This is a genomic window from Saccharibacillus sacchari (assembly GCF_037722395.1).
Taxonomy (GTDB): Bacteria; Bacillota; Bacilli; order Paenibacillales; family Paenibacillaceae; genus Saccharibacillus; species Saccharibacillus sacchari_A.
The window spans coordinates 233,185-247,230 of the sequence record NZ_JBBKAR010000001.1 but is presented as its reverse complement, the minus strand read 5'-3'; the positions used below and the strand labels follow the sequence as shown (position 1 = coordinate 247,230).

General features: G+C 53.0%; 14 protein-coding genes. 1 reads left to right on the top strand and 13 read right to left on the bottom strand.

Features of this window, described 5'->3' with window-relative positions; translation table 11 throughout:
* Positions 1 to 115: 115 nt before the first annotated feature.
* Positions 116 to 1,693, top strand: a complete 1,578-nt coding sequence (locus tag WKI47_RS01195; RefSeq protein ID WP_340225351.1) for a YifB family Mg chelatase-like AAA ATPase — start codon at positions 116 to 118, stop codon at positions 1,691 to 1,693.
* 81 nt (positions 1,694 to 1,774) lie between these two features.
* Here the strand turns inward: WKI47_RS01195 and WKI47_RS01190 are convergent, their stop codons facing one another.
* From WKI47_RS01190 to ffh, 13 genes are all read right to left on the bottom strand, one after another.
* Positions 1,775 to 2,203: a YraN family protein gene (locus tag WKI47_RS01190; RefSeq protein WP_340225350.1), complete on the bottom strand. Its 429-nt coding sequence runs from the start codon at positions 2,201 to 2,203 to the stop codon at positions 1,775 to 1,777.
* Entirely contained in the window at positions 2,200 to 2,499 is a 300-nt protein-coding gene (locus WKI47_RS01185; protein WP_340225349.1) for an EscU/YscU/HrcU family type III secretion system export apparatus switch protein, read from the bottom strand. Before WKI47_RS01185 ends, WKI47_RS01190 begins: the two co-directional genes overlap by 4 nt.
* Complete coding sequence (locus WKI47_RS01180; RefSeq protein WP_340225348.1) at positions 2,496 to 4,664, bottom strand: hypothetical protein; 2,169 nt, start codon at positions 4,662 to 4,664, stop codon at positions 2,496 to 2,498. The genes WKI47_RS01185 and WKI47_RS01180 overlap by 4 nt, the downstream gene beginning before the upstream one ends.
* Positions 4,665 to 4,780: 116 nt before the next feature.
* Positions 4,781 to 5,494, bottom strand: a complete 714-nt coding sequence (locus WKI47_RS01175; protein ID WP_340225347.1) for a ribonuclease HII — start codon at positions 5,492 to 5,494, stop codon at positions 4,781 to 4,783.
* A gap of 72 nt (positions 5,495 to 5,566) precedes the next feature.
* Positions 5,567 to 6,430, bottom strand: a complete 864-nt coding sequence (ylqF, locus tag WKI47_RS01170; protein ID WP_340225346.1) for a ribosome biogenesis GTPase YlqF — start codon at positions 6,428 to 6,430, stop codon at positions 5,567 to 5,569.
* 58 nt (positions 6,431 to 6,488) lie between these two features.
* Positions 6,489 to 7,109 (bottom strand): signal peptidase I, encoded by a 621-nt coding sequence (lepB, locus tag WKI47_RS01165; RefSeq protein ID WP_340225345.1) that lies wholly within the window; start codon positions 7,107 to 7,109, stop codon positions 6,489 to 6,491.
* A gap of 198 nt (positions 7,110 to 7,307) precedes the next feature.
* Positions 7,308 to 7,652 (bottom strand): 50S ribosomal protein L19, encoded by a 345-nt coding sequence (gene rplS / locus WKI47_RS01160; protein WP_037282428.1) that lies wholly within the window; start codon positions 7,650 to 7,652, stop codon positions 7,308 to 7,310.
* A 163-nt stretch (positions 7,653 to 7,815) separates the two neighbouring features.
* Entirely contained in the window at positions 7,816 to 10,233 is a 2,418-nt protein-coding gene (locus WKI47_RS01155) for a septation ring formation regulator EzrA (protein WP_340225344.1), read from the bottom strand.
* Positions 10,234 to 10,472: 239 nt separating this feature from the next.
* Entirely contained in the window at positions 10,473 to 11,261 is a 789-nt protein-coding gene (gene trmD, locus WKI47_RS01150) for a tRNA (guanosine(37)-N1)-methyltransferase TrmD (RefSeq protein WP_340225468.1), read from the bottom strand.
* Between the two features lie 11 nt (positions 11,262 to 11,272).
* Positions 11,273 to 11,809: a ribosome maturation factor RimM gene (rimM, locus tag WKI47_RS01145; protein WP_340225343.1), complete on the bottom strand. Its 537-nt coding sequence runs from the start codon at positions 11,807 to 11,809 to the stop codon at positions 11,273 to 11,275.
* A 174-nt stretch (positions 11,810 to 11,983) separates the two neighbouring features.
* Positions 11,984 to 12,214, bottom strand: a complete 231-nt coding sequence (locus WKI47_RS01140) for a KH domain-containing protein (protein WP_340225342.1) — start codon at positions 12,212 to 12,214, stop codon at positions 11,984 to 11,986.
* A gap of 23 nt (positions 12,215 to 12,237) precedes the next feature.
* Positions 12,238 to 12,510 (bottom strand): 30S ribosomal protein S16, encoded by a 273-nt coding sequence (gene rpsP / locus WKI47_RS01135; protein ID WP_037282436.1) that lies wholly within the window; start codon positions 12,508 to 12,510, stop codon positions 12,238 to 12,240.
* Positions 12,511 to 12,591: 81 nt separating this feature from the next.
* On the bottom strand, positions 12,592 to 13,968 hold the full coding sequence (gene ffh / locus WKI47_RS01130) for a signal recognition particle protein (RefSeq protein WP_340225341.1): 1,377 nt from the start codon (positions 13,966 to 13,968) through the stop codon (positions 12,592 to 12,594).
* Positions 13,969 to 14,046: the final 78 nt, after the last annotated feature.

The following is a 14,046-nucleotide window of genomic DNA, read 5'->3' as shown; positions in this document are numbered from 1 at the left end:
AAATGTTACGTTTAGAATAAAAGTACATGTAGTTAAATGGTTCGGAAAAAGAGGAAGCACCCTTTTTCGGTCTTGCGGATTCTCCGCTATTTAAGAAAAAGAGGTGTGTTTAATTATGTATGGAAAAAGTTATAGCGCCTGCTTATACGGCGTAAATGGTGTCATCGTGGAAGTCGAAGTCGATATTACCAACGGACTCCCTCAAACCACGATCATCGGTTTGCCCGACTCCGCGATTCGCGAATCGACCGATCGCGTCAAGGCCGCACTCAAAAATTGCGGGTTTCGTTTTCCCAGCCGACGCGTCACGATCAATCTGGCTCCTGCTGACTTGCGCAAAGAAGGTTCCTCGCTGGATTTGGCTATCGCGCTTGGCATTTTACTGACGGACGGACAGCTCGCATTGCCGGAAGGCAGCCGATTGGTCGCGGTCGGCGAACTTTCGCTGGATGGCTCTTTGCGTCCGGTTCCGGGTGTACTGGCTATGGCCGATTGCGCGCGCAGGCAAGGATTTAATGCGATTCTAATCTCTTCCGCCAATGCAGACGAAGCTTCGTTGCTAGAGGGATTGACCGTCTACTCGCTGCCTCATCTGCGCATGTTGGTGCCAGAGGCACAGCGCGAAGAATTGTCTGCCGGAAAAGAAAAACGTTACGCATTCGATGCTGATGGCCTCCGATATACGCAAGACAAGTCCGAAAAACCAACCCTTTTTTCCGAAGCCGATGGCGATTATGCGGATGTATTGGGTCAAGAGCACGCCAAGCGAGCGCTAATGATTGCAGCGGCCGGTATGCATAACATTCTGCTCTCCGGACCTCCCGGTACGGGAAAAACGATGCTGATCAAGCGTCTCCCCGGCATCATGACCAACCTTTCCGAAAACGAAGCGCTAGAAGCCACCAAAATCCTTAGCGCTGCCGGGCGACTGAATAATGTCAGACACGGACTTGTACGGCGCCGCCCGTTTCGTGCCCCGCATCATACGATCTCCCCTTCGGGACTGGCAGGCGGAGGTTCGATCCCAAGACCCGGCGAGGTAAGCCTGGCTCACAGAGGCGTACTGTTCCTGGATGAACTGCCGGAATTTTCGCGCGGTGCGCTGGAAGTCTTACGGCAACCTCTTGAAGACCGAACGGTGACGATCAGTCGCGCACGGGCAGCTTTCACTTTTCCCGCCCATTTCATGCTGGCTTGCTCCATGAACCCTTGTCCCTGCGGTGGGGGACACGACGAGAACGGCCAATCCACCTGTTCCTGCTCACCCTCAGCCATTTTACGCTATCGCAGCCGGATTTCCGGCCCACTGCTTGATCGGATCGACATGCAAGTTGAAGTTCCGCAACCTCCTCCGGGCGATCTTATCCGTCCGGGATCTTCGTCTGCCGACCTTCGCGAACGAGTCCTTTTTGCGTCTAAACGTCAAAAAGCACGTTATGGGGCATTGAAGAACGTGGAGTGCAACAGTCAATTAAGCGGGGCACTGCTGCGTAAACATGCCAATCCCGGGCGCGAAGCACAACTATTACTGGACACGGCCATCGGCGCTTTGGGACTGAGCATGCGCTCGCGGGATCGCATTTTGAAACTGGCTTTGACCATTGCCGACCTGGAAGATTCGAATGAGATTCGCACCGAACATATTGCGGAGGCCCTGCAATACCGACAGATGGATCGCAGAATGCGGGAATAGACGAATATACATAAACAGGAGCTGTCCATCTGAAGGACAGCTCCTCAACGTGTCGAGAAAGTCTAACGTAACTTTATCCGACTAAAACGCATCTTCGATATGTTCCAACGACCGAATCTCCAAATTGCGCCCCAGCATAACGGCAACAGCATCAAAGCGAATCTGCCGATCCGAGATGCCAAAGCGGTGCAGATAAACTTCGGCGGTTCGCCTTACCTGTTGAATCTTGCGTCCGTCGATCGACTCGGCAGGCATTCCGTATCCGATTCCGCTCCGACTCCGTACCTCTACGAACAATAGGGTTTCTCCCTTTTCAGCAACGATATCCAGTTCCCCGGAACGACAGCTCCAGTTGCGTTCGACAATAAGCCAACCTGCTTGTTCCAAATAAGAAGCTGCCGCTTCTTCGGCGGCTCTACCTTTATCTTTACGATGGGGAGCCGCTGTATTCTTATGTATAGCGGAGCCGCCCCGCGTTGTGGACGGCTTTGCTTTTGACGGTTCATTCATAGCCCTTTACGCCTCCCGGCTTCGCGATCGCTGCGATACACGAAGGAAAGCAGCTCGGCGACAAGTCCATACAGCTCCGCCGGGATTTGTTGATCCAGATCCAACTTTGACAACACTTCGACCAAAGCGGCATCTTCCTGAATAGGAACACCGGCGTCTTGAGCCCGCGCCAGAATGGCTTCGGCGATACTGCCGCTGCCTTTTGCTACCACGACTGGAGCGGACATCTGTTCCGGCGTATATTTGAGCGCGACTGCACGTTTACGTGCGGTTTCTTCTGCTTTGGGTTCTTTCATATTTTCACGTCCACTCCCCGGTACGAAGGCGGAGCATACGACAGCGACGTTCCGGACTCTCCATTGCTTTCCATATTGCGTTCAGGCAAAGCGTCTGTACGCAAAGCCAACAATTGGTAACCTGCCGCTTCAAATGCCGAAGCAATTTGAGGTTGTCCTGCTTCTAGCAAAGGTCGTACCCATTCTTCGTCGTTGCGGAAATTCAGGCTGACTTTACGATCCACCACCTGCACATCGATCAAGGTACGTCCCATCGACTTCATATCCAGGTCGAACCATAGACGGCAGTTGGACGCATCCAGTTCTCCTTTGGCTCCTCGACGGGATTCGATCTGTACAGAGGCCGTCTGGTTGCCATCCGGGCCGACAAACGGAAGGAACATGGTGACTTGGGCAAAAGGTGCTGTACGGTCAGTGTTCAGCAGCAGTTGTTGTCCGGTCATTTGCTGAACCGCCTGCTGCGCCGCTTCCTTCAGACCGGCGGGCAGCGAATCGGAAGCGGATAACTGCAACAACAAGGACTTCAGCGTCTCGCGTACTTCGGCGACGGACTGATGGGCCGCAGGTGCTTGGGCAGCGGCTCGGCTATCCGCTGTTGCTGCTCCATCCGGACGCCCGGTTTCGCCCTGAACCGCACGGAGCGCTTGCTCGGCGGCATTTCGAACAGCAGCAGACACTTCAGGACGGGCATCTGCGTTTGTTGCAGCGGCGGCTGCGGAGGCCGTATTAGCCGAATTTCCTTGCTGCGCCTGTGTCGCCGCCGAAGTCTGTTGAGCTTGCGCTGCCGTCTGTCCGGCAGGCGGAGACTGAGTCGCAGGTTGTGCAGACTGCGGCAATGGGGCATTCGCCGCTTGCGTCGGTGCGGAAGACGGCGCATTAAGCAATGTAGAGCGGGCAGTCTGTTGTTCATGTTCGGCACCAAGCATTTTGAGCAACCGACCTACCCAAGGCCCAGCATCTGCTCCATCTGCCTGCGAAGCCGCTTGACCATTCTGAGCCGCAATATTGGCTGTCTCCGTGCTGCCCGCAGCAGCCGTTCGCAGTTCGCCGAGCAGTGTTTGCACCTTGCGAAGCAGAGCGACATCCGTTTGTGGCAACCCCGTAGCGCCAGCTGTTCCTGCATTCCGGCCAGCTGTTTCTGCTTGCACAGCAGTCGGCGTTTGTCCTTGCGAAGCCTGCTGTGCCGCGTTTCCTGTCGGCGCTTGATTAGCCCCTGTCGTGCCTGTAGCAGAATTTGTACGCTCCGCCGCTTTGGCGGCATTTGCCGTTTGCGCAGCATCGGGTACCGCTGACTCTCCAACAGCCGAATTCGCGCTCGCGGCTGTCTGCGCAGCGGTACGCATCTGTGCCGGATTTCCATCTTCTGCGGAGTTTGTAGTCACTGCCGCTCCCGCATTCGGAGCAGAAGTATTGATCGTTCCGGCTGTCGTATTCCCGGCCGGGTTTTGTCCGTTGGCTGCCACGCCCCCGGCATTCCCAGCAGTGTTTTGTGCTGAAGCAACTCCTGGCTGCGCAGCATTTAATCCGCGACCAGGTACAGCAGCTTCTTCACCTGCTCCTTCGCCCAGCTGCGCAAGCGCCGCCGCAACCTGCTGCCCCAAATTTTGCAGCACGGTAGAAGCAGGAGCACCGAACACAGCTTGCTGCATGCCCGATACGCTCTGCGATGTGATCGGCAACCCTCTTTGCTGCAAAATGCCAATCGAGCGCACCCATTGCTGGGCATCAACCGAAGCGGGCTTTTGTGCGAGCATATTGCGCACTTCGGCCGCATTCTCCTTGGTCATCGGAATCTCTGCCTGCTGCATCATCCGAACCATCTCGCGGTTTTGTTTATTATCCGGCATTCCCAGCTGCTTCATTGTATCTTCCATTGACTGGGCACCCGCAGCGGCACCCGGAGGAGCCGCGACAGGCTTCATCACGATCGAACCGTCTTCGGCGGCAGGCTGGACTTCCATAAAAGCCGTCTGTCCGGCCTGCAACGGCGTCTCAAGCTTCGCATTGACTTTCACGCCCTGGATCTGAACAACCGCTTCCTTGCCATCTTCCGATACCGACTGGACGACGCCTCTGACTACTTGCCCGGCACGCAGATCGACTTGTTTGGCTTCGCCCGGCTTGGCGTCTCCCATGATGCTTTTAAACAACGAACCGATGTTCATCTCGCTCACCTCTCTACGTACTGCTATTCGAAACAAGTCACGACTACTATGACTGATATATCGGAAAAAACGCCTCTTCTAATAAGAAGCGTTTGCGTACATGTCCAATCTTTCGATTAACGCAAATCTTCGTACTCCGCCTTCATTTTAACCAAAAAGCTATGCCGATGCAGGTCGCTGATCCCAAGCTCCAAAATTTTCTCGCGGTGAACAGCGGTACCATAGCCTTTATGTACCGCAATGCCATAGCCCGGATAATCCTGTTCCCACTCGCCCGCGCATAGCCGATCCCGCGTAACCTTGGCGACGATCGAAGCGGCTCCGATACTCTGGCTGAGCGAGTCGCCTTTGATAATAGCCCGCTGCGGCAGATCAACCTGAATGGTTTCCGCATCCACCAGCAGTGCGTCCGGTTGCTCCGTCAAAGCTTCTACCGCCATTGTCATCGCCAAACGGGACGCCTGCTTGATATTGATCCGATCAATGGTCTTCGGATCAACGCGGCCTACAGCTACGGCAACCGCTTCACGCAGAATGATGTCGTATAACTCATCGCGTTTTTTCTCGGATAATTTTTTCGAATCGTCGATTCCTTCGATTTTGAGCCCTGTGGGTAAAATGACCGCCGCGGCCACGACATCTCCGAACATACAGCCACGACCTACCTCGTCCACGCCCGCAATATGTTCAAACCCTTCCGCCCACAATTCTTTTTCCAAAAGAAGACGATCCACTTCGATCTTGATCTTTTTTGGCTTACTGGCCGCCTTTGTCGTTTCTTCACTCTTTTTGGCTCTTGGCATCTCGTTCTCCTCCGTTCTATTATGCAAAAAGGATCGCCGAACTGCTCGGCGATCCTTTCCCGCGCTGCCTGCACGGCTGATGTTTCCTCTATTCGATGCTTAGAAAGGCTCTTCCAAAGAGAAGCGGCCCATTTTACCTGCACGAAGATCACGCAAGAACAATACGGATGCCTTCGTCAAATCGACCCGACCGCCGCTCATGATGCAGCCGCGTTTGCGTCCGATTTCTTCCATAATGCGTACGATCTCATCCGGATCATCAAAAACGGTTGGACGTTCGCCCAGTCCGTAACGCTCGGACAAACGATCCCAGTAATGCTCCGCACAATACTTAATCGCAAAGAAAGTCACTTCCTCCACGTTCAGTACATCTTCTTTGATGGCTCCGGTCACCGCAAGCTTCATACCCACGTTTTGGTCATCGAACTTCGGCCATAAAATACCCGGCGTATCGAGAAGTTCCATTTCCTTGCCGATTTTGATCCACTGTTGGCCTTTCGTTACACCCGGACGGTCTCCCGTCTCCGCGATGCTTTTGCCAGCCAGCTTATTGATCAATGTCGATTTCCCTACGTTAGGGATACCGACGATCAGTCCGCGAATAGCGCGAGGGTTCATGCCTTTTGCTATCTGACGGTCAATCTTTTCCTTGAGCAGTTGTTTGGCATAAACCGAGATGTCCTTTACGCCGCGACCTCCGGGCGTATCGGTCTCAATAGCCAAATGTCCTTCCTCACGGAAGTATTCGATCCATCTTTTTGTAGATTCAGGATCGGCCAGATCAGACTTGTTCAACAAAATAAGTCTGGGCTTGTCCTTGAGAATGTCTCCGATCATCGGGTTACGGCTGGACAGCGGCAAGCGAGCGTCAAGCAATTCGATCGCAAGATCGATTAACCCCAACTTCGCTTCGATCTGTCTCCGCGCCCGAGTCATGTGACCGGGGAACCATTGAATGGTCATAACGGTATTTCACCTCTCCTAAAGGCCGGAAAACCTATCGGATTCCGGCACGGTCATGCTAATGATTGACAATATGCATGTCGCTGAACGGCCAGAAGACCAAGTCGGCCCGGCCGGTAATGTCGCTAAAAGGGACGTAACCGATCATTCGGCTGTCCTTGCTGTTCGGACGGTTGTCGCCCATAACGAATACATGTCCTTCCGGCACCGTGCCATCAGGGAATGTTGCATTCGGGAAGTTCGTGTTGTTGTTGTAAGTCTCGCCATTGGCGTGTGCCTGGTCGAGTACATCCTGGATGTACGGCTCTTCGATCACTTCACCGTTGACCTTCACTTCGTCGGCTTTAACCTCAACGGTATCGCCCGGCAATGCGATAACGCGTTTGATGAATTCTTTGTTATCTTCGGAAGGAACTTTAAACACAATCACTTCATCCTTCTTCGGAGCCCGGATATCGTACAAAATCTTGTTGACGATAACGCGTTCGCCATCATGGAAATTCGGTTGCATGGAAGAACCATCAACCATATAAGGCGCGAACAGCAGCCAACGGATGACAAACACCAACACTAATGCAATGGCAATGGCTTTTACCCATTCAAGCGTCTCGCTTTTCACTTTGTTTTTCGGATTATTTGGCGCTTCTTCCGCTGCAGGGCGGTTTACGTTTTCTTCCATGGCTAGCCCTCTCCTTACGCTTGATATCCAAACATCAGCATTTTGCAAAACCGTATGTTTGTACGGTTTTGAGAAATGCTCATATTTATGGGGCTGCTACGTCCCTTTTCACCTATGAATCGCTTTTGAGAATAAAACGAAAGGAGCTTGTTTCCAAGCTCCCCATTTTTCGTTCGTTCCGTCTCCCGCAAGGGAAGATTAACGACGAATTTCTTTAATTCTTGCTGCTTTACCGCGCAGTTCACGCAGGTAGTACAGTTTCGCACGACGCACTTTACCGTGGCGTACGACTTCGATTTTGTCGAGTTTTGGCGAGTTGATCGGGAACGTTCTTTCAACGCCTACGCCGTAAGAGATCTTACGAACGGTGAAAGTTTCGGCGATACCGCCGCCTTTACGTTTGATGACTACGCCTTCGAACAACTGGATACGCTCGCGAGTTCCCTCGATAACCTTAACGTGCACTTTCAAAGTGTCGCCAGGACGGAAGCTCGGGATATCTTTGCGAAGTTGTTCTTGAGTCAGAGCTTGAATCAGATTCATAATTTGTTTCCTCCTTCCACTCATGCGTTCATACGTCTTCTTCGGAAAACAATTCCGCCTCATCATTCGCAGAGGACCGCAAGATTACACAACGGATTGATTTTAACATGAAGTCATATAAAAAGGCAATACGTTATCTAAAAATAACTCAAAAGAAAATCCGTTACCACTTCGAAGAACCCGAAGAGCGACCTCCGCCGCCTCCTTTGCCCCATGAAGAAGAGCCGCTGGAACGTCCACCGCCGTCCCAGCTTGAGCCGCCGGACGACCGTCCTCCTCCGGGACGGCTACCGCCGCCCGGCCCACCGAATCCGCCTCCGAATCCTCCGCCTCCGCGGTTATTATTGTTGGCCCGTTGAACGGCACGACGATAATCGCGTTCCATCTCTTCCAGCACCTGGCGTCCGAAAGCCGCTTGCGCAAGAGCATCCTCGAAGCATCCTGCTGCGATCAGACGGCGTGCTTCGTTTTCGAATCCGCCGTAACGGCCTGCATAGGAATTCGTACGCAAGTAACGGCGATACGTCTGCTCTCGACCTGAAAAATCGCCGCTCAATTGCTCCAGTTGCCGCATCGCCTGATCCCGGCGTTCCTGCAACTCGCGAATATGCTGGGCAAAATCGGAAGCGTTTCGTTCGTAAGCCGCCAAAAGCGGTTCTGCGCGCAGCAAGTCGATCGGTTCGCTTCTCAGAGCTGCCGCAGCAGTCTCTCCTTCGCTTTCCGCCGACTGAAGCGCGCGGTCGTACTCCGGCATACTTACGCCCATTGACCGATAAGTCGCTCCGGCTTGACGGAAAATGCTGCGCGCTCCTTCGAAGCGTTGCTGAGCAGCACGCTGCTGAGTATCCAGCTCGTCTGCATAGCCTAGCGCTTCGCGCATGAGTTCGCGCGACCGGGCGACAAGCTCGTCGACCCGGTCACTTTTTTCCCGGGCGGCTTTGTAATATTGCACCTGCGGATTAAGCGCCGAACGAATCTCCGGTAACAGCCGACGGACCTCTTCTTCCGCCCGATCGATCTCCTCGCGACGTCCTCGCTGCGTGCCAAGATGAGACTCCGCGTAACGGCCTCTCAATTCATTTAGCTCTTGCTCATAACGAGGCGCAAACCCTTCGATTTCACGCAGCAGCCCTTGCGCATCTCGAAGCGATTCGGCCGACGTGCTTCGGCTGTCCAGACGGCGCTTCACGATATCTTTTGCCTCTGCAATACGGGAAGCGATTTGTTCGGCCGATTGCTTCGCTGCCGGAACGTCACCTGCCTGAATCAGCTCATTCAAACGTTGCGTCTGCGCTCCTGCTTCACTCAATACACGGAATGGATCTTCTTCGGTCAACAGCAACCCTTCACGCTCCGTGACAGGACGCAGCTCGCGTTCCGTCTGAACGATGACTCCAGGCCACTGCGCAGCTTCCGAGGCCAGGCCGCTCAAGGACTCTACATAGCCCGCAACTTCTTTGAGCCGAGACAAGGATTGTTCAGCCGGCGCAGACGCCTGCATCACGTCAAATTCATCCAGACTGTCTGCTTTCGCCAGAAGCGCTGCCGCCTCATCCAATTCTTTTTGCAAAGTAGCCAGGGGATAGCCGGTATCGGTTTTCAACTTGTCCAGCGCTTGACGCGTTTCCTGTTCCACTTCTTTGCCTTCCTTGACTCTGCGGCGAACTTCGGCAAAGCTGGCGGATACTTGCTCGAAGCGTTCATGCAAAGCCGTCACTACGCTTTCCCAAGCCTGAACCTCGCGAGTCAATGTATCCAATTCTTTTCTTTGCGCACGCGAGGCAAAAGTACCCGGGCGGAATGCGGCAAGACGCGTAGACAGCGACTCTGCTCTCTGATGCAACTCTACCGCTTCGCGGCTGATTCCTTCCGCTTCTTTTAACGTCTCGCCTTGAACAAAGCCCATCTCCACCTCGCGGAAAAGCTCGGACACCATGATGCCATCCACCACAGCGGCTGTCGTCTTTTGCCGGTTTCGAAGCTCTGTCGCGCGCTTTTTCACCTTGGAACCTGACTGGAACATACTGAATAGCACATAAGCAACAATCCCAAGCACGGCAAGCGCCAGGATCGCGTATAACCAAGTTCCTCCAGCCAACAAGCCACCCAAGCCGCCAGAGGCCGAGGAAGCCCCTCCTGCGCCGTTGACGTACTCTCCAAGGGCTAGAGCGCCCGCTGCCGGACCATCGTCTTGCGCCGCAGGCACGAATGCCCGGTCAATGATACGTTGAGCACTGCCCAAAGCCGGGTTTTTCAACTCCAAATAAACCAAGTTCGGGTCCGTCACGATAAAAAGCAACAGTTCGTTCGAACCCAATCCCCAGGCGTCGTAGGTTTGTGCAGACAATCGGGCGGCTTCGCTTTCACTCAGCCCGCTCTCCGTCAGCACATAAACCGTATATTTTCCGCCGGACAGTTCATTTTCCAATTGCCTGATCTGACTGTCTGTGAACAAACCGGCTTCATCCGTGACGATCCCGCTTCGCTGCGGACTTGAAGCGGATACGGACAGTATAGGCGTCAATATCAACAGCACGAATATCAACGCAGGCAGTACCTTTCTCCAATTCATTTTTCGCATCGCTCAATCCTCCCGTTTCCCTATCACAATGTCATTTAATTACGCCGGATCAACCTACCTTCCAGTTTACCATCTTCGGCCAAAAAACGATAAAAAACTCTATCCGCTCAACTGTAACTCGATCTGCGGGCGATATTGCGATTCCCTCTCAATAGCCAAACACCCTCTGCGATAATTCGTCAGCTTCGACGATTCCGCAGAGGGTGTTCGACATATTTCCAAACTCATCAAACCGCCTGTCAGCCGTTCAGAGCGGCCTCTTCCCGTTTTAATTCCTCTAACCACTTCATATCTTGCTTGGTCAGGGTCAGTCGCTCCAGCAGCTCCGGACGGCGCTGTAACGTACGACGAAGCGACTCCCGTCTGCGCCAAGCCTCGATATTCGCATGATGCCCGGACAGCAAGATGTCCGGCACCTTCATTCCCCGGAACTCGGTTGGACGCGTATAGTGCGGATATTCCAGCAGTCCTGTACTGAACGAATCCGTTACGGCGCTATTTTCATTGCCCAATACACCCGGAAGCAGCCGAACGGTACTGTCGATCATCACCATCGCAGGCAGCTCGCCGCCGGTTAGCACATAGTCGCCGATCGAGATCTCATCGGTCACCAGACCGTCGCGAATCCGCTCATCATAACCTTCATAATGACCGCAGATAAAAATCAGATGGTCCTCCCTGGCAAACTCCTCCGCTTTTTTCTGCGTAAAAGTTTCTCCTTGCGGACACAGCAGCACAATACGCGGACGCGAACCCGATAGGGTCGGCTCAGTTACAGCTACGCCTTCGTTCTCCCGCTTAAGCAGCAGATCCTCCACCGCGGCAAAAATAGGCTCCGGCTTAAGCACCATGCCTCCGCCTCCGCCATACGGCGTATCGTCCACCTGCCCATGCTTGCTTGTCGAGTATAGACGAAAGTTCACGGCGGATAGATCTACGATTCCCTTGTCTCTGGCCTTCCCCAAAATGCTCGCGCCAAATACGCCATCGAACATTTCCGGAAATAAAGTGAGCACATCAATCCGCATTAACGCACTCATTAGTCCAGCAGTCCTTCCATAACCTCAATACGCACTGTTTTCTCGGCGATATTGACTTCCTTGACTACCGATTCGATAAATGGAATCAGCAGCTCTTTGCCGCCTTTGCGTTTGACGACCCAGACATCGTTAGCGCCGGGAGTCAGAATATCCGTAACCGTGCCCAGCTCTTCGCCTTCCTCGCTCAATACCGCGCAGCCGATAATCTCATGGAAATAATAAGCGTTATCTTCTGCTTCTACAGCTTCTTCTTTGGGCACTTTGACTTCCCAGCCTTTGTATTTCTCGACTTCGTTGATATTTTCGTAGCCTTCCAGCTTCACGATATACACGGTCTTCTGCTCGCGCGCGGAAACGATTTTGACTTTCAATGCTTTTCCGTTCTCAGGCGAGATGAGCAGTAGCTCTTTGCCTTTGGCAAAGCGAACTTCAGGGAAATCGGTAAAAGGGAATATTTTCAATTCGCCGCGGACTCCGTGTGTGTTCGCTACCTTGCCTACGCTTAAAAACTCCAGTTCATTGTTCGAATTTGTCATTTGCCTTCGATCCTTTCGATCCTAGTATCTTGTCAACGCTAGTTGATAAGATACTAGTTCTTCATCTATGAGTGTATGAAAACAGTCTTGATAATGTACGAAAAGGGGCTAGGAAGAAAACCTCCTAACCCCTTTTCGTATATCTTTAAGACCGGAAAGTTTAAGCTTTCCCTTTTAAGACTGGATATCCACGGTAACCCGCTTGTCCAGTTTGACTGCTGCCGACGTCACGACCGTACGCAGCGCCTTGGCGATTCGTCCCTGCTTCCCGATGATCTTACCGATATCATCGGGGTGAACAGAAAGCTCATAGACCACCAAGGAATCTTTCTCTACCGTACGGACCTTGACGTCTTCCGGGTGATCGACCAGAGCTTTTGCGATAACCGCTACTAACTGTTCCACGTCAATCCCTCCGAGTCACTGTCTTATTTTTGCAGTTTGGATTCATGGAATTTCTTCATGATTCCGGCTTTGCTCAGCAGGTTGCGAACAGTATCGGACGCTTGCGCGCCTGTTTGCAGCCAAGCCAAAGCTTTTTCTTCGTTAATGCTCACTACTTGCGGTTCAGCGACCGGATTGTAGTAACCAATTTCTTCGATGAAGCGTCCATCACGCGGGGAACGGGAGTCCGATACCACGATACGATAGAAAGGTGCTTTATGCGCACCCATGCGCTTAAGACGAATACGAGTTGCCAAGAAAATCACCTCCTTCAAGAAATAAACGGCTTCGAAAAACCGCGGCGGCTGTTCAGCCTGTATATAATGCTCCTTCTCCGCTTAACGGAACGGGAACCTCATGCCTTTGCTCATTTTTTGCATTTGTTTCATCGCTTTGTTTTTGCCGCCTTTCGGGTCCATCATGCCCGAAAGCTGCTTCATCATCTTTTTCATCTCGTCGAACTGCTTGATCAGACGATTGACTTCGGCCAATGAAGTGCCGCTACCTGTCGCGATCCGCTTGCGGCGACTGTAATTGATGATGTCCGGCGACTGCTTCTCCGCGCTCGTCATGGAATGCACGATTGCTTCGATTCGACCGACCTGCTTGTCATCGACCTTCAGGTCGCTCTTTTGCTTCATTTTGTTCATGCCCGGGATCATATCCATGATTTGATCGAGCGGTCCAAGTTGCTTGACCTGCTCCATCTGCTCCAGGAAATCATCGAAGGTGAATTCCGCGTTGCGCATTTTGCGCTCCATTTCCTTCGCCTTTTTCTCGTCGATGCCGGACTGCGCTTTCTCGATCAGCGACAACATGTCGCCCATGCCGAGAATCCGCGAAGCCATGCGTTCCGGGTGGAACGGCTCCAATGCGTCCAGCTTCTCGCCGAGCGAGATGAACTTGATCGGACAGCCTGTTACGGCTTTGACGGATAACGCAGCACCGCCGCGGGTATCGCCGTCAAGCTTGGTCAGTACCACACCGGTCAGCGACAGCTGCTCGTTGAAGCTCGCCGCAACGTTTACCGCGTCCTGACCGGTCATCGCATCGACGACCAACAACACTTCATCCGGCTTGGTTTCCGTATGAATCTGCTTCAATTCCTCCATCAACTGTTCGTCGATGTGCAGTCGGCCAGCGGTATCGATAATCACGTAATCGTGACCTTTATCCTTGGCTTCCTGCAAGCCCTGGCGGGCAATCTCTACCGGGCTCACTTGATCGCCAAGCGAAAAGACCGGTACGTTCAGTTGCTCGCCAAGAACTTGAAGCTGCTTGATTGCCGCAGGCCGGTAAATGTCGCCTGCGATAAGCAACGGACGGCTGCCCTGCTTTTGAAGCATCTTCGCCAACTTGCCGGTTGTCGTCGTTTTACCTGCACCCTGCAAGCCTGCCATCATAATGACGGTTGGCGGCCGATTGTTTTTGTTCAGCTTGGACTGCGTACCGCCCATCAGCTCTGTCAATTCTTTATTTACGATGTCGATGATCACCATGCCTGGCGTAAAGCTCTCAGTCACTTCTTTGCCAAGTGCCTTTTCTTTTACCTTGGCGATGAAGTCTTTGACAACTTTAAAGTTAACGTCCGCTTCCAGCAGAGCCAGTCGCACTTCGCGCATCGCATCGTTGACGTCGTCCTCGGAGATCTTCCCTTTGCCGCGAAGCTTGCCGAAGACGTTCTGTAATCTCGTAGTTAATCCTTCGAATGCCATATGTTCACCCCGCTTCCGTATCTATTCTTTCTATTATATACCGAAAGCCGATCAATTATCGAATTCGTGAAATGACGT